The 21,414-nt window shown below is 75.7% G+C and carries 10 protein-coding genes; 2 read left to right on the top strand and 8 right to left on the bottom strand.

The genetic code is table 11. The features are described 5' to 3' along the window. The 4 genes from ABEB00_RS24580 to ABEB00_RS24565 form a co-directional block, all read right to left on the bottom strand. Positions 1–4,750 (bottom strand): beta-ketoacyl synthase N-terminal-like domain-containing protein (locus tag ABEB00_RS24580; RefSeq protein ID WP_345622314.1); only part of this gene is annotated, 4,750 nt, incomplete at its 3' end. 136 nt (positions 4,751–4,886) lie between these two features. Next, the gene (fabD, locus tag ABEB00_RS24575) at positions 4,887–7,223 is read right to left on the bottom strand and encodes an ACP S-malonyltransferase (RefSeq protein ID WP_345622311.1); all 2,337 of its coding nucleotides are present in this window, start codon (positions 7,221–7,223) and stop codon (positions 4,887–4,889) included. 46 nt (positions 7,224–7,269) lie between these two features. Beyond that, a complete protein-coding gene (locus tag ABEB00_RS24570) occupies positions 7,270–8,064 on the bottom strand; it encodes an enoyl-CoA hydratase-related protein (RefSeq protein WP_345622310.1) in 795 nt (264 codons plus the stop codon). Positions 8,065–8,071: 7 nt separating this feature from the next. After that, positions 8,072–9,304 carry a hydroxymethylglutaryl-CoA synthase family protein gene (locus ABEB00_RS24565; protein ID WP_345622309.1) on the bottom strand — a complete coding sequence of 411 codons (1,233 nt, stop codon included), beginning with the start codon at positions 9,302–9,304 and terminating at the stop codon, positions 8,072–8,074. Between the two features lie 196 nt (positions 9,305–9,500). Here ABEB00_RS24565 and ABEB00_RS24560 point away from each other — a divergent pair, with 196 nt between their 5' ends. Continuing rightward, positions 9,501–10,268 carry a 4'-phosphopantetheinyl transferase family protein gene (locus ABEB00_RS24560; RefSeq protein WP_345622308.1) on the top strand — a complete coding sequence of 256 codons (768 nt, stop codon included), beginning with the start codon at positions 9,501–9,503 and terminating at the stop codon, positions 10,266–10,268. A 47-nt stretch (positions 10,269–10,315) separates the two neighbouring features. On the opposite strand, the gene ABEB00_RS24555 is transcribed toward ABEB00_RS24560, so the two are convergent. The 3 genes from ABEB00_RS24555 to ABEB00_RS24545 form a co-directional block, all read right to left on the bottom strand. Continuing rightward, complete coding sequence (locus ABEB00_RS24555) at positions 10,316–11,074, bottom strand: thioesterase II family protein (protein WP_345622307.1); 759 nt, start codon at positions 11,072–11,074, stop codon at positions 10,316–10,318. Positions 11,075–11,117: 43 nt separating this feature from the next. Beyond that, on the bottom strand, positions 11,118–18,098 hold the full coding sequence (locus tag ABEB00_RS24550) for an amino acid adenylation domain-containing protein (RefSeq protein ID WP_345622306.1): 6,981 nt from the start codon (positions 18,096–18,098) through the stop codon (positions 11,118–11,120). Positions 18,099–18,162: 64 nt separating this feature from the next. Next, entirely contained in the window at positions 18,163–18,600 is a 438-nt protein-coding gene (locus ABEB00_RS24545) for a group II truncated hemoglobin (protein WP_345622304.1), read from the bottom strand. Between the two features lie 159 nt (positions 18,601–18,759). On the opposite strand from ABEB00_RS24545, the gene ABEB00_RS24540 reads away from it, so the two are divergent. Further along, positions 18,760–19,356, top strand: a complete 597-nt coding sequence (locus tag ABEB00_RS24540) for a YdeI/OmpD-associated family protein (RefSeq protein ID WP_425586562.1) — start codon at positions 18,760–18,762, stop codon at positions 19,354–19,356. Positions 19,357–19,590: 234 nt separating this feature from the next. Here ABEB00_RS24540 and ABEB00_RS24535 read toward each other — a convergent pair whose 3' ends face one another. Beyond that, entirely contained in the window at positions 19,591–21,027 is a 1,437-nt protein-coding gene (locus tag ABEB00_RS24535; protein ID WP_345622301.1) for an FAD-dependent oxidoreductase, read from the bottom strand. Positions 21,028–21,414 lie beyond the last annotated feature (387 nt).

The following is a 21,414-nucleotide window of genomic DNA, read 5'->3' as shown; positions in this document are numbered from 1 at the left end:
GGGCAGAGGTAGGGGTGGTGACGGGGGCGGGAGTGGGGGCGGGAGTGGGGGTGAGGTCGGGGGTGGGTGCGGTGGCGGGCACGGGTGCGGTGGTGGCCGGTCGGGGTGTGTGTGCCAGCGGCTCGGGCGCTTGGGTCGCCGGCTCGGCGCGCGGTGCGAGGCCGGTGGCGGTCAGGCCCTCGTGGAGCGACTCGACGGAGGGGTACTCCAGCAGCAGTGACGGCGGCAGGCGCTTGCCCACGGCCTCCTCCACGAGTTCCAGGAGTTCGCCCAGCATCACGGACTCCACGCCGAGGTCGGCGAAGTCGGCCGTGGTGTCGAGGTCGGCCTCCGGTGTGCCGAGCACCGCGCACACCAGCGGGACCAGCCAGGCGGGCCCGGTCGCGGGCCCGGGGCGTGGGACCGGCGGCGCCGGGTACGACGGCGGTCGCGCCGGTTCGGCGCGTTCCACCGGTGCCGGTGCCGGTGCCGGTGCCGGCGTTGCCGCCGTCGGCTCCGCCGGCCCCTCGGGTGTCCGGTCCGGCCGGGTGTCCAGCAGGGTCTGCGCGTCGAAGGAGGGGGCGAGGGGCACGGCCGGCAGGACCGTGCCGCCCCAGGGCATGGCCACCACCTGCTCCAGGATGCGCAGCCCCGTGGCGTCGTCGACGGTGTCCAGGCCGACCGGCGCGCAGACGTTCTCCTGCCCGCGTGCCGCTCCGCTCTGCGTCCACATGGGCCAGGTCACGGAGCGGAAGTGGCCGCCGCCCCGCCGTACCCGGTGGGTGAGGAGGAGGTCCATCGCCGCGTCGGCGGCCGCGTAGTCGGTGACGCCGACGGCGAGCCGCGGGATCAGGGCACAGGCCGAGGAGAACGCCACGAAGAAGTCGAGCCGGTCGCCCTCGCACAGGGCGGCCAGCGTCTCCATGCCGTCGGCCTTGGGCGCGAAGGTGGCGAGGACGGTGGCGGTGTCCTTGCCGACGAAGGCGGGCCGGCCGCCCCCGAGGCCGCCCGCGCAGTGCACCACGCCGCCGATCGGCCCCAGTTGGGACCGCACCCGGTCCAGGAAGGCGCCGACGGCGGCCCTGTCGGTGAGCGGGCCGGTGTGGACCAGGACGCGCGCGCCGAGCTGTTCGAGGTGTCGTACGCCGGCGACGGCTTCCGCCTCGGCCGGACCGAGCGCCCCTGGTGTGTCCCACCGGTCGCGCGCCGGCAGCGGCCGGCCGCCGAGCACCGCGACCGCCCGGGCGCCGCGCTGGACGAGGTGTGCGGCGACCCGGGCGCCGATGCCCCGGGTGCCGCCGGTGACGACGTAGGCGCGGCCGGGGTCGGGGGCGAGCGGGGTGTGCCGGGCCAGGGTCGGGCGCAGAACGGGTTCGTAGCGCAGTCCGTGCCGGTGGCAGATCTCGGCCCGGGTGCCCGGCCGGTGCCACTCGCCCCAGAGCGACGCGGCCAGCCGTTCCGGGGCGGCGGTGGGGGAATCGGTGTCGAGGACGGTGGTGTCCAGTCGCCGGTACTCGGCGCCGAGGCAGCGCAGGAACCCCGCCATGCGGGCGCCGGAGGGGCAGGGGGCGGGTCCGTCGAGGTCCTGGAGTCCGCGCACCGCCTGGATGCCGCGCAGCCGGGTGCCGGGCCGGGCGCCGAGGAGCCGGCGGATCAGCAGCAGGCGGGCGGTCCAGGGGCCGGGGTCGTCGGGGTCGGGCCGGTCGAGGTCGGTGAGGTCGATCCAGCCCGCGATCACGGGGTGCCGGGCGAGCAGGTCGTCGGTGACGGCGTCGGCCCGGCTGTCGTCGCCGAACTCCCCTGCCGCGCCCGTCGCGCCGGGAGAACCGTCGTCGTGGACCAGGACCGGGACGAGGGTGCCCGGTGGTGCCGTGCGCGCGAGCGCGTCGGCCACGGCCCGGGTCGCGGTGCCGTACAGGCACACCACCACGCCCTCGGCGGGGCCGTGCCCGGTGGTGACCTCGCCGGTGGGCAGCCACTCGCGGCGCAGCAGCACGGCGTCCTCGGTGCCGCTCGGCGCGGCGGCCGGCGCGTCGCCCGCGGGGGCGGTGTCCGGTGTCGCGGCCTGCCCGGTGCCGTCCTCCTCGCGGATCCAGCACCGCATCCCGGCGAAGGGATAGGCCGGCAAGGTGGTGACGCGTGGCGCGGTGCCGGTGTGGAGCCGGGCCCAGTCGACGGGGGCGCCGGTCACCCAGTGCCGGGCGAGCGCGGTGAGGTCGGGGTCCGGGCCGTCCGGCAGCAGGCGTCCCTGGGGCCGGCCGCCGTGCGGTGCCCGGCCGCGTACGACGTCCTCGGCGCCCCGGTCGTGGCCCGCCGCGAACTCGGCCAGGCGGGCGGCGGCCTCCGCCGTGCCGGTGGCGACGAACGCGAGCCGTTCGCGCAGCGGCTCGCGGCCGATCTGGAGGGTCCAGGCGACCTCGGCGAGCGGGGCCGGGTCCGGGCGGCGCAACCAGGCGGCGAGGCGAGCCGCGGAGTCCTTCAGCCGCTGTTCGTCGTGGGCGGAGAGCACCAGCAGCCGGGGGGCCGGGGCGGTGTCCGTGCCGTGGTGGGCGGGGAACTGGAACTCCTCCAGCACCACGTGGGCGATGGTCCCGCCGGCGCCGAAGGAGCTGATGCCCGCGCGGCGCGGGCGCGGCGCGCCGTCCGGTCCGGTCGGCCGCCGCCAGGGGGCGGCGGCGCGCTGGGGGCGGAAGGGCACGGTGTCCCAGTCGATGTCCGGGTTGAGCCGCTCGGTGTGCAGGGTCGGGGCCAGGGTGGCGTGTTCCATCTGGAGCAGGCACTTGGTGAGCGCGGCGAGGCCGGCCGCGGCCTCGGCGTGCCCGATGGCGGACTTCACCGAGCCGATCGGCAGTGCGCCCGGGGGACGGTCGTCGCCGCCGAACACGCGGGTGAGTCCGTCGATCTCGACCGGGTCGCCGAGTGCGGTCCCGGCGCCGTGTGCCTCCAGGTAGTCGATGTCGGCGGGCCCCAGTCCCGCGTCGGCGAGGGCGGCCCGGACGACCTCGCTCTGCGCGACGGGGGACGGCACGATGTACCCGTTGGTGCGGCCCGCGTGCACCACGGCGGTGCCCCGGACCACCGCGCGCACCCGGTCGCCGTCGGCCAGTGCCCGGGCCAGCGGCTTCAGGACCAGTACGCCGACCGCCTCGGCCGGCACGAACCCGTCGCCGCCCGCTCCGAAGCTGCGGCAGCGCCGGGAGCTTGAGGTGAGGGACATGAGCCGCTGCTGGAGGAACTTGTTCGGGTGCAGTGAGAGGTTGACCGCTCCGGCGAGGGCGATCTCGCAGTCCCCGGCGCGCAGCGCGCGCACCGCCAGGTGCAGGGCGGCCAGCGACGAGGAGCACATGGTGTCGACGGCGAGGCTCGGTCCGTGCAGGTCGAGAACGTACGAGACGCGGTTGGCGATGTTGCCGAGCGCGCCGCCGCTGTGGGCGGGGCGTCCGCGCAGCGTCTCCTCCACGCCGAAGAAGGCGTAGTCGGCGTACATGGCGCCCGCGTAGACGCCGACGCGTGACCGGTGCCTGTCGCGCAGCCGCTGCCGGGGGTGGGCGGCGTTCTCCAGGGCGGCCCACGCCGTCTCCAGGAAGAGGCGTTCGTGGGGGTCCATGAGGGCGGCGTCCCGGGGGGTGATGCCGAACAGCAGCGGGTCGAAGCGGTCGACGCCGTCGAGGAAGCCGCCGACCATGTCGTCGACGGGCCAGCCGGACCGCCGCCGGTCGGCGGGCAGCTCGGTGACGCAGTCCCGCCCGGACCGCAGATTGGCCCAGAACGTCTCCAGGTCCGGTGCCTGCGGGTAGCGTCCCGCGACACCGATGACGGCTATCGCGCCGTCGGGGTACTGGTCCGGAGGGAGGACGGGGGACGAAACGGGAGCCGGAGCCGGAGTGGGGGCGAACGCCGTAGCCGCAGCGGGAGCACCCGCTGCAGTGACCGCGTCCGGCGTGACCGGCGTGTCTCGCGGAGCGGCTCCGCAGCGGTGCACCGCGTCCCGCGCCACGCCGGCCATGTCCGCGTGCTCGAAGAACAGGGTCCGGTTGCCGACCCCCCACTCCTCGGCCAGCAGCCGGTTGAGTTCACCGATCTGCAGCGAGGTGAGCCCGTACTCCACGAAAGGCGTGCGGGCGTCGAGTTCGTCGCGCGGGATGCCGGACACCTCGGCGTACCGGTCCAGGAGGGCGCTCTCCAGACCGGCCACGCGCGGGGCCGCCCCCGCGTCCGGTGCGGGGACGGCGGCCGGTGTCTCGGTGGGCGGCGGCGCGGGTGGGCCGGCGGCGAAGGGATAGGCGGGAAGGGCGACGCGGGCGCGTGGCGTGTGCCAGTACGACGCCCAGGGCAGGTCGGCGCCCTGGGCCCACAGCCGGGCCGCGTCGGCGGCGCTGCCGGGCGCGCCGGCCGGGGCGCCGCCGGCCTCTCCGGTGTGGACGGCGGGGTCGGGGCGGCCGGCCAGGAAGGCGTCGAGACTCGCGACGACACCGTCGAGACCGGGGTGGACGACGGCCAGCCGGTGGCGCATGGGCACCCTGCCGGTCTGGGTGGTCCAGGCGATGTCGGCGACGGCGGGTGCCCGGTCCTGGCGCAGCAGCCGGGCGAGGCGGTCGCGCAGTTCGCGGGCGGCGCGGGCGAGCCGCCCGGGGTCGCCCGCCGACACCAGGACGACGCACGGGTCGGCCGGGGCCGCCGCGGCGGTGCCGCCGGACGGGGTGTCGGGGGGCGCCTGGGGGACGGGCGTGGCGCCGTCGGATCGGGTGCGGGTGCGCTCCACAGGGTTCATGCCCTCTCACTCCACGGGTGTCGACCTCGGCTCGGTCCGTGTCGGTCCGGGCACGCCGTATGCCCGTGGGGCCCCTGTGCGGGACGCCACCGTCCGTCGCAGACCGTATCGGCGATTGCTTGACATGTCCGGTGATTCATAGGCGCTTTTCGGCCCGCCTCGGCGCCCGCGCGGTCAGCAGTTCCGCGGCGTTTGTCAGGAGGTGTCCGGCCACCACGTCCGGGTCGCGCGCGGTCCACGCGGCCAGCGCGGTGCCGGCCGTGGCGCGATTGAAGTGGGTCAGCTCCGGGTCGCACGGCAACTGGTGGTCCAGGGGCCGGAGAGGATCGCCGGCCGGGGTGCGGCGGGCGGTCTCCCGCGCGTACCAGCGGAACACGTCGGCCGTACGCAGACGGTGGCCGTCCGGCGGTGGTTCCGCGGCCGGTGCGCCCAGTACGTGTTCCTCGAGGTGGCGTCGCCGGTGTGCGGGGACGTCGGCGAAGTACCGGTGTGCGCGCAGGAGCCGGTGGAGCAGACCGGCCCGGGCGGGGAACAGGGTGCCCCGGCGGACGACCCGGGCGGGGACACCCAGGGTCGCGTGCCGTTCGGTGGGCGCCCAGGTGACGTCGTCGTCGCCGGCCCGCGCGAGGGTGTGCTTGAGGGTGTCGGCCAGGCGGGCGGCGGGGGCGCACGCGGTGAGCGAGGTGGAGACGAGGAAGGCGGCGCCGAGCGCGAAGGCGGTGGCGGCCTGTTCCGGTGTGCCGACGACTCCGCACAGGCCCACGTGCACGGGGTCGGGCCCGGGACCGAGGGCGGCGAGCGCGGCCACGGCCGGCAGCAGTTGGTAGGCGTCGGCGCCGTCGGTGTGCCAGCCCGCCGGGCTCTGGACGGCCAGGTCGGAGGCGACGGGGAGCGCCCGGGCGGCGTCTGCCTCCCCGGCCGACAGACCGCCGGTGCGTACGAGTGCGGCGAGCAGGGCCGGGGAGGGCGGGCGCAGGAAGGCGGCGGCCTGGTCGAGGCCGGTGACCCGGGCGATGACGTGCCGTACGGCGACGGGGGTGCCGGTCCGGTCGCGGTGGGCGCCGGTGAAGCGGAAGCGGACGAGCGCGGTGTCGGGGCCGTGCGGGTGGTGGGCCTCGACGTGCCGCACCTCGTGCGCCAGCAGGGCGCTGACCTGTTCGTCGGCGTCCGGTCCGGGGCGCAGCCCGGTCCCCCATCCCCGCCGGCCCGCCTCGCCGAGGGACACCCCGTCCGGGGTGCCGGGGGCCGGGGCGGGGGCCGGGTCGGTGAAGGCCGCGAGTCCGGCCGCGCGGGCGGCTCGGCAGACCTCCTCCCCCACGGCCCCGTCCCCGGTTCCGGACACGACCCAGGCCAGCTCGGTCCCGTACCGCTCCCGGAACCGTCCCGCGCCCAGCCGTTGCATGAGCACCGTGCCCGCCGGAGCCACCGGACCCGCCGGGGCCACCGGACCCGCCGGGGCTGTCGGAGCCGTCGGGGCGGGGAGCGGTGGTGGGCGCCGCCCCGTGTCACCCGGGCTCACCGGTGTCGCCGGCGCTCCTGCGGCGTCGCCGCCCCGGGCCGGGCGTGACTGCGCGGGGCTCGCCGGCCGGTCCGCCGCGTCCGGTCCGTCGCCGTCGCCGTCGCCGTCGGGCGTCAGTTCCGTCCGAGCCGTCGCCCACAGTTTGGTCAGCACCCTTCCGGGACCCAGCTCGACCAGCTCCGTGACCCCCTGGCCGACGAGGTGGGCCAGGCTCTCCCACCAGCGCACCCCCTGGCACATGTGGTCGCGCAGCCGGGCGGCGATGTGCTCGGCCCGGTGGGGGCGGGCGGTGACGTTGGAGATGACGGGGACCCGGGGTTCGTGGAAGGTGACGGTGTCGAGCACCGCTCCCAGTTCGTCGGCCGCGTCGGCCATGTAGCGGGAGTGGGCGGCGACGCTGATGTGCAGCAGCACGCACTTGCCCGCGCCTTCCCGGCGGAGTACCGGCGCGAGGGCGCGGACGGAGTCCTCGGGGCCGGAGAGGACGGTCTGGGCCGGCGAGTTGTGGTTGGCGACGTCGATGTCGTCGGCGCCCTCGCGGCGCAGCACCTGCCGCAGCCGCCCGAGGTCGAGCCCGACGACCGCGAGCATGCCGCCGCCGCTCGCCCGGCCCATGATCTCGGCGCGGGCCGCCACCAGCCGCAGCCCGGTCTCGAAGTCGAGGGCGCCGGCGGCGTAGAGCGCGGTGTACTCGCCGAGGCTGTGCCCGATCATGCAGTGGGGCTGCGGCTCGCGGGCGGCCCGGTCGAGGTAGGTCAGCGCGCCGATGGTGTAGAGCACCGGCTGCAGGACGCGGGTGTCGCGCAACGCGGCCCGGTCGGCGCTGAGTTCGCGTACCGAGCGGCCGAGCACGGCGTCCGCGCGTGCGAGGGTCTCGGGGTGGCGGTCGAAGAGGGCGGCCCCCATGTCCGCGCGCTGGGAGCCCTGGCCGGGAAACGCCCAGACGACTCTCATCGGCGGCCTCCCCGGGGCTCCGGCCGGTGGCGTCGGGGCCCGGTGTTCAGCGCTCCCACGGGTAGCGCCCTTCGGCGGCGAACCGGGCCATGCCCTCGCGGACACCCGGCGCGGCGGCGAGCCGGGCGAGTTCGGTGACCGCGTGCCGCTCGGTCGCGTCGGTGACGGGGTGCAGGGCCGACAGGTGTCCCTTGGCCTCGCCGATCATCCGGGCGTCCACCTTGGTCAGCCGGGACAGCAGCCGGCGCTCCAGGGGACCGGCGTCGGGGGACAGTTCGTCGGCCAGGCCGCGGTCCACCGCCTCCTGGGCGGTGAGCGGCAGGGTGGTGAGGGTCATGGTGGCGGCGGTACGGAAGCCGGTGCGGCGGATCAGGAACGGGAGCACGCTGCACGGCAGCAGGCCCCACAGTGCCTCGGGGAGGCTGAACACGCCGCGTCCGGTGGTGTGGACGAGGTCGCAGGCCGCGGCGAGCCCCACTCCGCCGCCCGCCACCCGCCCGTCCACACAGGCGAGGGTGAGCCTCGGCACCTCGGTGAGCCGCCGCAGCAGCCCGAAGAACGCGGAGCCGTGGGAGGCGCCGCGGCCTGGCCGGCCGTCGCGGCCGGGCTCCGTGCCGAACTCCTCCGCCGCCTCGGCCAGGTCCATCCCGTTGCAGAACACCTGGCCGGGCGAGTCGAGCACGACCAGCCGGCAGGTGTCGGACTTCTCGGCTCCGTCCAGGGCCTCGTGCAGGTCCGCGATCAGTGCGGAGTCGAGGGTGTTGCCGCGTTCGGGCCGGCTCAGGGTGATCCGCAGGACGGCGGGTTCCTGGTGCCGGACGCGGACGGTGCCGTGGCTCATCGGTCGGTCAGCTCCAGGAGTAGAGGCGGTGGAAGTTCTCGATCCGGTCGAGCGTCAGCAGCCCGGCTCCGTCGAACAGGTCGCCGTACAGGTCCGCGTACGGCTTGGTGTCGACGACCAGGTCCCGTACGCCGAAGGCGCGGTCGCCGCCGAGTTCGGTGACGGCGTCGTACTCCGCCATGGTCAGCGCCCGCCGGGCGTCGAGGGCGGCACCGATCCGCATCCGGCCCGCGGTGGCCACCGCGTCCTCGCCGAGGACGCCGCTGAAGAACTCGGAGCCGCACCCCGAACCGTAGGAGAAAAGCCCGATGCGGCAGGGGGTCTCGGGTTCCCCGTGGTCGAGGAGCGAGCACAGGGCGAGGTAGAGCGAGGCGGAGAAGAGGTTCCCGACCCGTGCGCCGTGGCGCAGGGTGGGCGCGACCCGGCGGGTGAAGTCCTCGGCGGTCTCGCGCGGGCCCAGGCCCTTGTGCGCGCGCAGCAGTTTGCGGTGCGCGCCCTTGACCATGCCGCCGAACGGGGTGTGCAGCACCAGGTGGGCGAAGCTGTCGACGACGTCGGCGCCGGCCACCCGCTCCCGGTAGGCGGCGAAGCTGCGTTCCAGGCAGGTCAGGTACGACAGCAGGGAGACGTCGGAGTCGACGTAGTCCAGGTCCGGGCGGGGCCGCAGGGTGTCCATCACCTCGAAGGTGTGCAGGCCGCTGGCGCCGGGGTCGAGTTCCAGGACGTGTGGCTCGCGGCCGACGAGGAGGGCGACGGCGCCGGCGCCCTCGGAGGGTTCCCAGTAGGTGCCGCGGGCCGCCGCGCTCGGCGCGTCGGCGGCGATCACCAGTGCCTTGGCGGCGGCCACGGGTGAGGCGCCGATGATGCCGGCGGCGGTCTGCAGCGCGGCGGTGCCGCCGTAGCAGGCGTGTTTGACCTCGAAGGAGCGGCAGCGGGAGCTGAGGCCGAGGTGGTGGTGGATGTAGGTGGAGATCGGTTTGCCGAGGTCGAGCCCCGACTCGGTGCCGACGACGAGGAGTTCGACGGCCTCGCGTTCTTCCGCGGTGAGCCGGTCGAGCAGGGGACGGGCCGCGTTGACGGCGTTGGTCACCGCGTCCTCGCAGGGCAGGTTGACCGACTTCTCGCGCATCATGAGGTTGTCGAACCGGGTCAGGTCCAGGCCCCGGCCGCGGAAGAGTTCCGCCACGTCGAAACGGGCGCGTGCCACATAGGCGTTGATCGCCTCGATGCCGACGGCCATGGTCGCTCCCGCGGTCGGGGGCCGCCACCGGGCCCCGGCTCTCCCGGTTGTAACCGTCGGGGGCGTCGCGGATCTGCTCACTTTTGCACGGCGGGCCCGTTCCGTACGCCGCAGGCTCGATGCCCGTCGGGACTCGTCACCACGCGTCACAGGATGTCCGGCGGGCAGCGGCCGGACCGGCACCGGGGAGGCCGCCGTGCCCGAGGGGACACCGCCGCCGGCCCGGCTCGCGCTGCACCACGCGGGCACCGGCGCTCCCCTCGCGCACGTGTGGGCCGCGGCCCCGGAGTGCTACGGCGACCGCGCCCTGCTCTCGGAGGAGGAACGGCGGCGCTGCGAGGCCTTCCGCAGGGACGGGGACCGCCGTCTGTACATCGCGGCCCGCACCCTGCTGCGGACCGCGCTCAGCCGCTGTGTGCCCGAGGTCCGGCCCGTCGAGTGGCGTTTCACGACCGGTGCGCACGGCCGTCCGGAAACCGCCGGGCCGCGCACCGTGCCCCGGCTGCGCTTCAGCGTCGCCCACGCCCCGGGCCTGGCCGTCTGCCTGGTCTGCCCCGAACTGGACTGCGGTGTCGACGTGGAGGTCACCGACCGCTCGGTGGACCCGGTGCGGGTGGCGCGCGCGATGTTCCATCCCCGGGAGGCCGCACGGGTCCGCGCGGCCCCGCCCGCCGAGCGCGGCACCGTGTTCCTGCTCCACTGGACGCTGAAGGAGGCGTACGGCAAGGCCCGGGGCCTGGGGTTCCTGCTGCCCCCGGACTCCTATGCGGTGACCCCGGACCCGGCGGGTGCGCCCCGCCTGGCCGCGGCCGACGACGACGGACTGCTGTGGCAGTTCGCCCAGTGGCCCCAGGGCGAACGGCATCTCGTCGCGGTGGCGCTGCGGCGGGGGCACGGGCCGGACGTGCCGGTGCTCCGGCACACCGGCCCGCCGTGCGGGGCGGGGCCCCCGGGTCCGCGGTGAGGGGGCTGGTGACGGGGCCGGGCGCACCCCGGCCGCGGCGCCGGCGTTCAGGGCACCGGCTGCCCGATGTCCTCGCGCAGGTCCTGCCGCAGGTCCGAGCGGAGTGGCTCGGGGAGCCCGGCCAGGTAGAAGTGGTCGCCGTCGTAAACCCGCATCCGGAACGGGCCCTCGCTCGTGGTCTGCCACAGCCGCAGTTCCAGCGGGGTGACCTCCGGGTCCCGGTCGCCGGTGAACCCGGACAGCGGGCAGCGCAACCGCGTGCCGGGCAGCGGCCGGTAGCTCTCGTTGAGGTGGAAGTCGGCGCGCAGCGCGGGCAGGAACATCCGCATCAGGTCGCGCTGGCGCAGCACCTCCTCGGGGGTGCCGCCCAGTTCGGCGACGACCCGCAGGAAGTCGTCGTCGGCGAGGCCCGCGAACGGGGGCCGGCGTGGCGCCAGGTGCGGGGCGCGCCGCCCCGAGACCAGCAACCGGCGCGGGGCGCGCGCCGGATCGTCCTGGAAGCGGCGGGCGACCTCGTAGGCGATGGCCGCCCCGGTGCTGTGTCCGAACAGCGCGTACGGCCGGTCCAGATGGGGGGCGAGGCCCTCGCAGAGCGGGCCGATGAGATCCCCCATGCTCCGGTGGGCGGGCTCGGCGACGCGGGTCTCGCGGCCGGGCAGGATCACCGGGCAGACCTCGATCTCCGGCAGCAGCAGTTCCCGCCACGGCCGGAAGAAGCCGCCGCCGCCACCGGCGTGCGCGAAGCAGAACAGGCGCAGCGCCGCGTCCGCGGTGGCGTCGCCGCCCTTCAGCCAGGTACCGGTCACCGCTGTCCTTCCGTTCGGTCGGTTCCGGGGCGGGCGGGCCCGGTCATCGGTCGGTGCCGTCGGCGGAGCGGAGCACCGCGTGGCCGTACGCGCCCGTCGCCGAGAAGGCGCTGACGAGCGCCCGCAGGGGCGCGCCCGGTGTGCGGGGTGTCCAGGGCCGGGCGGTGTCGGCGACGGTGAGCCGGGTCCAGTCGGGCAGCCGGGTGCGCCGGGGCGCCGCGGCGGTCGGTGCCAGTGTCCGCTCGCGCAGTTGCAGGAGCACCTTGGTGAGCTGGGACAGCCCGGAGGCGGCCTCCAGGTGGCCGATGTGCGGTTTGACGCTGCCGACGAGCAGGTCCCCGGTGCTGCCGGGCGGGCGCAACGCGGTGAGCAGGGCGTCCAGTTCGGCGGCGTCGGCCAGCAGCGCGCCGGATGCCGCGCACTCGGCGTATCCGATGTCCGCCCCGGCCAGCCCGTGCCGGTCCAGCATGCGGGTGAGGGAGCGGGCGAGCGGGCCGGCGGCGGGCATCGCGAACGGTCCGGGCCGCCCGGCAGCTCCGGTGCCGGTCGCCTCGACGACCGCGTGCAGCACGTCCCGCCGTGCCACGGCGTCCCGCAGCGGCCGCAGCAGCAGCGCGCCCGCGCCCTCGCCGGGCGACCAGCCGCTGTCCTCGGCGCCGAAGGCACCGGCGGAGGGCCGCTCGGTCGCCAGGCCGAGGTCGCTCAGCAGCGCCAGGTGGTAGGGGTGGGCGACGACGTTGACGCCGGTCACCAGCGCCGCGTCGCACTCGCCCTGGCGCAGGCTGGTCACGGCCAGGTGCAGGGCGGTCAGCGAGGAGGAGCAGGCGGTGTCCACCGCGACGGCGGGCCCCTCCAGGCCGAGGCAGTGCGCGATCCGCGCCGGGAGGTCCGAGGCGGCACCCGCCTGGCGGGCCGGCGCGCCCTCCCGCCACCGGGCCTCGCCCGTCTGCCGGTGGTCGTGCCACATGGTCGCCGTGAACACCCCGACCCGCTCTCCGTCCCGGGTGAGACCGCCGGGGGTGTGGCCGGCGTCCTCCAGGCACTGCCACACCACCGGCAGCAGCAGCCGCAGTTGCGGGTCGAGATCCTCGGCCTCCTGGGGGGAGATGCGGAACAGGCGGCCGTCGAAGCCGTCGTCACCGCGCAGATAGCCGCCGTGCGGCCAGGTCCGCGCCCGGTCCGGGGCGGCGCCGGCGGCCTGGAGGGCGGCCAGCCGTTCGGCGGGCAGCGGACCGAGGGTGCGGCGCCCGGCGTGCAGGTTGTCCCAGAACTCCTCCAGGCCGTCCGCGCCCGGATAGCGTCCGGCGGCGCCGATGACGGCCACGTCCGCCGGGGCCGGCCGGGCGGCCGTCCCCGCCGCCGTGGTGGCGGCCCGCTCCCGGGTGGGTGCGACGCGCGCCGGGGACTCTTCGGGCAGCGGACCGGCGAGGAAGGTGTGCAGCAGCCGCTGCCCCGGGTGCAGCCGGAAGGCGGCCCGGACCCGGTCGAAGGCGAGGCTGCCGACGGCGCACAGGCCGACGCCGCTCTCCCGCTGCCCGCTCATCAGCAACTGCCCCAGGTAGCCGGCCTCGATCGCCAGGTACAGCTCCGACTCGTCGGCGTACAGCGGCTCGATGCCGCGCGGCTCGGAGATCAGGTACACCTCGAACGCCGCACGGTCGAAGACGGGGCGGTTGTAGGCGAAGTGGACGCCGCGGTCGATCCCCGGCTCGGTGGTGACGCGTTGCAGGGCGTGCTCGTCCGGCCGGTGGTAGTACAGGCCGCCGGGGACGCCCTCGACCGCGCCCGGTTTGATGTGCAGGTACGCCTGTACGGCGTAGGTGTCCCCCGCGGACGCGTACAGCCGGCGCGGACCGTCGCCGGCCGGACGGGAGCGCAGGGCGGCCAGGAAGCGCAGGAACGCGTCGTGCGCGAGCGGGCCGTCGGCGAAGTTCCGCCGGGTGGCGCGCTCCAGGTACCGCTCGGCGGGCGGGTACGGGCCGTCGAGCACGAGGAGGGGTTCGTCGCCGGAGCGCCGCCGCAGGTGCCGGGCGTCGGCCTTGAAGCGGTCGCGGTCCGCGGCGGAGAAGAACTCCACGCTGTCCGGATCGGAGGAACCCTGATCCGGGGCCGGGGTTTCGACGGGGCGCTCCGCCGCCTCCGCCGCCGGGGCCGGAGCCGGGGCCGGGGCCGCCTCCGTCCGGTCACCGCCGCCCGCCAGATGGCGGGCCATCCCGGCGACGGTCGGTTCGGCCAGCAGGGCCGAGACGGGGATACGGCGGCCGTAACGGGCCCGCAGCGCCGAGGAGAGCTGGGCCAAGGTGAAGGAGGTGGCGCCCTGGTCCCACAGGTCGAGCGTCGGGTCCAGTCCGGGCACGCCGATCAGTTCGGCGAGCAGGGAGCCGATCTCCTCGGCCAGTTCATCGGCGGGCGGGAAGGCGGAGGCGGGGGCGGAGGTGGGGGTGTGGGCGGGCGCCGACGGGACCGGTGGTGCCGGTGGTGCCGGTGGTGCCGGTGGTGCCGGCTCGTCGGGGGCGGGCAAGGGCCACGGGAGGGCGTCCCGGTCCAGCTTGCCGTTGCCGGTCGCCGGGAAGGACGGCAGGAAGGTCACGAAGTTCGGGACCATGTAGTCCGGCAGGGTCAGGGCCGCGTGGGCGCGCAGCTCGGACACGGAGGGGCGGGCGGTGCCCGGTTCGGCGAGCAGGTAGGCGACCAGGAGCCGGTCCCCCGTGCCGTCGGGCCGGGGCACCACCACCGCGTCGTGCACGGCCGGGTGAGCGCGCAACCGGTGCTCGATCTCGCCGGGTTCGACGCGAAAGCCCCGGATCTTCACCTGGTGGTCGCGCCGGCCCAGGAAGACCATGACGCCGTCCTCGCGGAAGGCCGCCCGGTCCCCGGTGGCGTACATCCGGGACCCGGGACCGCCCGCGAACGGCTCGGGCACGAATCGCTCCCGGGTCAGCTCCGGCTGCCCGTGGTAGCCCAGGCTGAGACAGTCGCCGGCGATGTGGAGGTCGCCCTCCTCCCCGACCGGGCAGGGCTCCAGATCCTCGTCCAGGACGTAGTAGCGCGCGTTGTCGATGGGCCTGCCGTACGGGATGCTGCGCCACTCGGGGTCGAGGGCGCCGACGGGGTACCAGTTCGACCAGACGGTGGCCTCGGTGGCGCCGCCGAGGCTGATCACGCGCGCTGCGCCGAACACCGCGCGCACGTCGTCGGGCAGGGACAGCGGGATCCAGTCGCCGCTGAGGAAGACCAGGCGCAGATCGCCGGTGCCGGGCCGGCCGCGGTGTTCCCGCAGGAGCGGCGCGAGCCGGGCCAGGGTGGTGGGCGCGGAGTTCCAGAAGGTGACCGGTTCCCGCAGCAGGACCTCGACCAGCAGCTCGGGGTCCCGCTGTTCGGCCTCGTCGGCGAGGTAGAGGCCGGCGCCGTAGGCGAGGAGCCCGAGGAGGTCGAAGACGGACAGGTCGAAGCCGAGGGAGGTGACGCACAGCCCGGTGTCGCGCGGGCCGAGGTCGAAGGTGCGGTGGCACCAGTCGAAGAGGTTGTGCAGGGAACGGTGCGCCACCACCACGCATTTGGGCCGTCCGGTGCTGCCGGAGGTGAACAGCCGGTAGGCGACCGAGTCGGGGCCGGTCACGGGCTCGGGATCACCCGGGTCCGGCAGGTGGGCGCCGGTGATGTCCGGGGCGTCCAGGTCCAGGACGCGGATGCCGTCCGGCACCTGCCGGGCCGGGCCGCCCGCGGTGACCAGCAGGTGCCCGGTGCCGGTGTCCCGGAGCATGCCGTGGGCGCGGTCGCGGGGCAGTGAGGGGTCCACGGGGACGTAGGCGCCGCCCGCCTTCAGGACGGCGAACACGGACACGGCCATCGCCGGGCCGCGCCGCACGGAGATGCCCACGGAGGTGCCGTCGCCGACGCCGGCCCGCCGGAGCCGGTGCGCGATCAGGTTGGCCCGGCGGTTCAGTTCGCCGTACGTCATGGTGCCCTCGCGCCAGCGCAGCGCCACCGCGTCGGGGCGGCTGCGCGCCTGCCGTTCGAAGAGCAGGTGGACCGGGCCGTCGGCCGGGTAGGGACGGGCGGTGTCGTTGAAGGCGTACAGGAGGCGGTCGCGCTCAGCGGTGACCTCGGCGTCAGGGGTGGTGGGAGTGGTGGAAGTGACGGTGCTCGCGGGCGTGTCGGAGGGGACGGGCCTGTCGGAGGGGACGGGCCTGTCGGAGGGGACGGGAGTGGTGGCGGCCGTCCCGTCCAGCCCGGTGAGCAGCTCGACGTACTGCTCGAACGCCCGGTCGAGCGCCCCTTCCTCGAACCGTTCGTCCAGGGAGTCCCAGGCCAGGTGCAGGGTGGTGCCGTCGTCGACCGTCACGCAGTCGAGGGCCACGCCGGTGGTGGCCGTGCCCGCCGGGCCGACGCGCACCCCGTCCGGCAGAGGGTGGCCGCAGACGTCGAGCACGGTCGTGAACACCACGGGATGGTCGAAGTCCGCGTCCCTGCGGCGCCGCACGACGAGCGCGCGCATCTCGGCCAGGCCGGCACCGTCGCCCCGCTCCAGATCGGCGGTCAGTTGCCGGTGGCAGGCGTGGGCGAGGCCCGGCAGGTCGGTGCCGGGTGCCGGTGAGCGCGTCCAGGTCAGCTCGGTGAACTCCGCGGGGCGCCGCGCGTCCGCGCCGGTGAAGCAGACCACGGGCAGCGCGAACGGCTCGTCGTACAGGGTGCCGAGGGCGGTGTGGTAGGCGGCCAGCAGCGCCGCGTCGAGGCTCACTCCGTGCCGGTCCGCCCATGCCGTGAGGGCCGTGCGGTCGGTGAGGAGCCGCTCGCGGCGCCGGGGACGCGGGGGTCCGGGCGCGTCCCTGAGCGGCGGCCCCGGCGGCAGGCCGGCGAGCCGTTCGCGCCAGTGCGCCCGCGCCGCCGCAGTGACCGGCCGGGGCGCGCGGGGCAGCCGGGTCGGGACGGGAGGGGTGCCGGTGGGAGCGGCGTACCGGCGCAGCAGGTCGCGTGCGAGCAGCACGATGCTGCGGGCGTCCCCGACCAGCAGGTCGACGGCCAGGTGGACGGTGGCGGGCCGGCCGGGCGCCCGCACGACCCTGAGGTCGGTGTGGGCTCCCCGGCCGAGTCCGAAGGGCCGGTGGGTCAGGTCGGCGCGTACGGCCCGGTCGACGGCGTCGGCGTCCGCCTCCTCGGGGACGTCCAGGACCGGGATCCACGCGCCCGCCGGGGCCGCGGGCAGGACGCCGAGGGTGCCGTCGGCGCCGGTGCGCAGGCGCAGTGCCTCGTGCGCGGTGACGAGTTCGTGCCAGGCCTCCTCCAGCCGTGCGGGATCGAGATCGTCCACGCGGAAGCTCTGGTGGTACTGGCAGCCGCGGCCGGTGTCCGTGTCGAGCCGGGCGACGAGATACGCCTGCTGGAGGTCCCGGGGCGGCGGGGCGGTGTCGGGTGCGGGTTCGCACAGTCCTTGCAGCAGTCGGCAGAAGCGGCCGAAGAGAGCGTCGGGGGTGCCTGGCGGGAAGAGGGCGTCGGCGGTGTCCCAGCGGAACTCCAGGCCGTCGTCGCGCTCCCGCATCTGGTGGTCGAGCGCGATGCCGGAGGTCTGGCCGACGACGTACCGCTCGTGGTCGCTCATGCTGCCCCGCCCGGCGCCCTCGAAGGTCAGGTCGAGCAGGCTGGTGAAGACCACCGGCAACGCGGGTGCCTCGGTGCCGTGCGCGCGCAGTTCGCGCAGCACCTCGACGCTGCCGACGGCACCGTGCGAGAGCGCCTCCCACACCCGCTGGTGCAGGGCGCGTGCCGCGTCGTCCGGGGCGGGGGCGGGTGTGCTCGCGTCGACGACGAGCAGGCATCCGGAGGTGTAGGGGCCGACGAGTCCCTCGGCGGCGGACGGCAGCCGGGGCCGGTCGGTGGTGGTCAGGACGAGGGTGAAGGGATCGTCCGAGCCGGCCGGTGCGAGCGCTTCGGTGAAGGCGGTCAGCACGAGGGAGGTGGGTGAGACGCGCAGGGCGGCGGCCCGCGCGCGCAGGGCCCTCCACTGGGCCGGAGCGAGCCGGCCGCGGCGCGGGGTGCGCCGGTGGCCGTCGAGGCCGGGCGGCGGCTGGGGTGGATCGGCGAGCAGGACGGCCGGTCCGCCGGGCAGGCCCCGCAGACGTGCGGCGGCCCGGGACAGGGCGGCCCGGTGGGCGGCCGAGTCGCGGTGGCGGGCGAGCGCGTCCAGGGTGTCGCGGAGGCTGAACGGGACCTCGGGCAGCCGGTGCCCGTCGTCCGCGTAGAGCTGCCACCAGTGGTGCAGGAGCAGGTCGGTGCCGTGGGCGTCGGTGACCGTGCCGTCGAGGCTGAGATGGACCACGGCGTGTCCGGCGGGTTCCCGGCAGATCTCGACCTGGAACGGCGGCCAGTGCCCCGGCGGGTACCGGTGGTGGGAGAGCCGGCGGCGCACGGTGCCCGCCTCGGTCTCCAGCGCGCCCGCGTCGGCGGTCCGGTGGATGACGGGTTCGGGCACCCGCACACTCTCCTGGACCCGCTGGTTGCGTCCGACGCCGGTCAGCCGGAGGGCGTCGAAGTGTGCGACAAGGCGCTGCCAGGCCCGGGCCAGCCGGTCGGTGTCCAGGCCGTCGACGGCGAACTCGTGGTAGTGGTGGCAGCCGAAGGCGTCCGGGTCCAGCTCCGGGTACTTGCCGACGACGTACGCCTCCTGCAAGGGGGTCGCCGCGACGGGTTCGTGGCGTGCCTCGGGGGCCGCCACCACGTCCACGGCACCGGCGGCTCCCGCTTGGCCCCCGCCGTCCCCGCCGTCCTCGCGGTCCTCGGCGCCGGCACGGTCGATCCGGTCGGCGAGGTCGCGCGGTGTGCGGCACTCCAGGAGCAGCGAGAGGGGCACCTCCGTGCCGAACTCGGTCTCGATCTCCAGCATCAGCCGCACGGCGGCGAGCGAGGAGAGTCCGGCGTCGGCCAGTTCGGTGTCCGGGGCCGGCGGCGCGGCCGGGGAGACCAGTGGTTTCAGGATGCCGAGCAGTCGGTCGCAGGTGGTGCCGGCGCTCATCTCGGCGGATGGCACGGGGACGGGCTCCGCGGACTTCAACGATCCCCCTCGTCTCGGTGACGGTCTCGGCGGTGCCGGTTCACCACTGCCAGCGGCTCAGCACCGGGTACGGCGGCTGGAGCATGGGGTGGTCGTCCTCCTGCGAGGCCTTGGTGGTGAAGCCGGCCGCCTTCTCCACGTTCGCGGTGAACGCCTTGCGGAAGCGGTCGTCGTCGGGCAGCCCGACCTCGTCGGCCGCCCGGAGCATCAGGGTGACGAACCGGCCGCTCTGCTCCGGGGTGATCCGCATACCGGCGTGGGCCCGCAACAGTGCGATGAAACCGCCGAGTTCGTCGGTGTACCGGGTGGGCCCGCCGAGCATCTCGGCGAAGAAGGCGGTGAGATGGTCGGCGTGGTACGGCGATCCGGCCCGGAACAGGTCGCCCAGCAGCGGGTCCGCCAGCACCAGGTGGTGGAAGTGCGCCGCCAGTCGCCGCAGCGCCTCTTCCCCGCCGACGTGCTCGTACATCGTCGTCATGCGTCCGCCCTTCCGTGTGCCGCTCGACCAGCGGGGACGGTACGCGGAAGCGCCGGCGGCCGGCTGCTCAACTTTGTGCACGCCCGTGCCGGGCCGCCTCGAAGCGGGTGCCCGGCCCCGCTGGGGCGGTTGTTGACCCGGTACCGAGGCTGGGCTTTCATGGCGTCCATGTCTGAGGGAACACGGAAGTCGCCGGATCCGGTCCTGTTCTTCGCCGCTCAGGAGGAGTGGGAGGAGTGGCTGGAGGAACACCACGAGGACGTGCCGGGAGTCTGGTTCCAGATCCCGAAGAACGGCTCCGGGGTCGACGGCGTGGACTACGCGCACGCGCTGGAGTCGGCCCTGTGCCACGGCTGGATCGACGGGCAGAAGAAGAAGCTGGACGAGCAGCACTGGCTGCAGCGTTTCACGCCGCGGCGGTCCGGCAGCAAGTGGTCGAAGGTGAACCGGGAGAAGGCCACCGAGCTGATCGAGAGCGGCCGGATGCGGCCCGCCGGGCTGCGTGAGGTCGAGGCGGCCAAGGCGGACGGCCGCTGGGAGGCGGCGTACGCGGCGCAGAGCAAGGCGACGGTGCCCGACGACCTCCAGGCCGCGCTGGACGCCGCGCCCGAGGCCCGCGACTTCTTCGGCACGCTGGACAGCCGCAACCGGTACGCGATCCTGCACCGGGTCGAGGACGCCAAGAAGCCGGAGACCCGTAAGGCCCGCATCGAGAAGTTCGTCGCGATGCTGGCGGAGGGGAAGAAGCTGTACTGAGCCGCTGCGGCGCGGGCCGCCCGAGCGCCGGTGGCGGCGCGGGCGGCGGGCCGGCGTGCACATGGGCTCTTGCAGCCGATACGCCCTCTACGGCGGCACCTTCCCCTGCTGACCTCGCCGGCCACCGGAGACGGCCCACCCACGCCCACCCACGGCCACCCACGGCTCCCCCACCGGGCCGTCTCCGTCTCCGGGCGGAAGTCCGGCCGGAGGGACTCGCTGCGCCGCCGCGGTTCACCGGTCGGCGGGGGGTCTTTCCGGCCGGTGCCCGCCGCTTCCGCGTTCCTCCGGTGCCGCCGGCGGCTCGGCGGGGGTGGCCGGGGGCGGGCGGAGAAGGACGGCCCGGACCACGGCAGGCGCGAACAGGGCGGTGAGGGGGGCGGAGAGGGTCAGTACGGAGCGGAAGGCCCGTCCCACCACGGGGTCACCGGGGTAGCGCGCCTGGACGCGCCCCAGATACCAGTCGGCAGCGCGGTCCGCGGGCCGGCCGCCGACCGCGGTGCCGATCGCGCCGGGCATCTTGCGGTCCGCCCCGGCGGAGATGTCCCACGCCTGCCGGGACGCCGCGAGGAGGGCCCGTTGCACGCGCCGCGTCGTCGCGGTGCGGCGGGGAGCGGCCAGGGCGTCGCGCAGAGCGACCGCGCTCATCGCGGCGACGGCCATGCCCTGCCCGTAGACCGGGTTGAAGGTGCACAGGGCGTCGCCCGTGGCGAGGAATCCGGCCGGGTGGCGGGCGCTCAGGTCGTAGCGGCGGCGGACGTTCGCGGCCTGCCGGTAACCGAACGCCGGTGAGAGCGGTTCGGCCTCGTCCAGCCACCGGTGCAGGAGCGGATGCGGCAGCCGCTTCGTGTACGTCACGAACTCGTCGTCGCCGGTGGGTGGTTCGTCGCCGCGCAGCCCCGAGACGATCACCAGGTGGGTGCCGTCCTCCAGCGGCAGCGCACCGCCGGCGTGCACCTGGGCCGGGCCGGGATAGACGTAGTAGCCGGCCGTGTCGCCGTCGAGGAAGCCGCCGGGGCCGCGGTAGACGCGCGAGGCGTAGGCGAGCCCGGTGTCGATGGTCTCCTCGTACGGGGCGTCGGCCCCGATCGACGTGAGCCAACGCGGGGCCTTCGTGCCGCTGCCGGACGCGTCGACGACCAGGTCGGCTTCGAGGGCCCGCCGCTCCCCGCGGGCACCGTGGGAGCGGTCCCGCAGCAGGACGCCCCGGACCCGCGCGGCGTCACCGAGGAGCCCGAGGACGTCGGTCGCCTCCACCACGCTGATCGCCGGGTCGGCGAGGACGCGCCGCCGCAACACCGCTTCGAGCTGGGCGCGGGAACCGGTGTAGATGTGCGTGGTCGCCGGCAGCCGCCGGAACCAGCGTCCGTCCTGCCGCAGCACCAGGTCCGACGGCATGCCCACCCGCGGCGCTCCCGCCGCCTCCAGTTCCGCGAGGAAGCCCGGCAGCAGCGACTCCAGGGCCGACTGTCCGCCCTCCAGCAGGACATGCGGATGCCGGCCCTGCGCCACCCCGGGCCGGGACTTCACGCCCGTCGGGAACCTGTCGCGCTCGACGACGGTCACCCGCTCGGCGTGCCCGGCCAGGACGTGCGCCGCGAGCAGCCCGGCCAGACTCCCGCCGACGACGACCGCATGCCGCTCGCGCCGTTCGCTCCGGGCGCCGCCCACGCTCGCACGGCTCCTGCGCCCCGCACCGTTCACCGATCCGTCCCCCTGATCACTCCGTGGCCCTGCCTCGGGGCGTACCGGCAGCGTTCGTTCCGGCACCCCGGGTAACCGGCAAGGTTAGTCCCAGCGCTCCGCCCTGTACCGGGACTCCGCATAGAAGGCCCCGAAAGGGGTCGCGTTTCGGCGGGTGGCCGACCGCGCGCGGATCGGTCGCGGATCGGTTTCCGGCCTCCTTCGAACCTGGCGGGCGGATGCGTTGTCGCTCCTGTCCGGCGCTGTTAGCCTCGCCAGGCGAGTGACCGGCCGGTGACATCGAGTGCATGGCGCGCAAGAGGCGGGACGCACATCCTCCACGCCATTTCGATCACCGTGGGCGAACGGTGCCGG

The sequence above is a fragment of the Streptomyces ziwulingensis genome, assembly GCF_039542605.1.
In the GTDB taxonomy this organism is placed as follows: Bacteria; Actinomycetota; Actinomycetes; order Streptomycetales; family Streptomycetaceae; genus Streptomyces; species Streptomyces ziwulingensis.
Note: the sequence above shows the minus strand (reverse complement) of the source record. Positions and strands in the feature narration are given on the sequence as shown.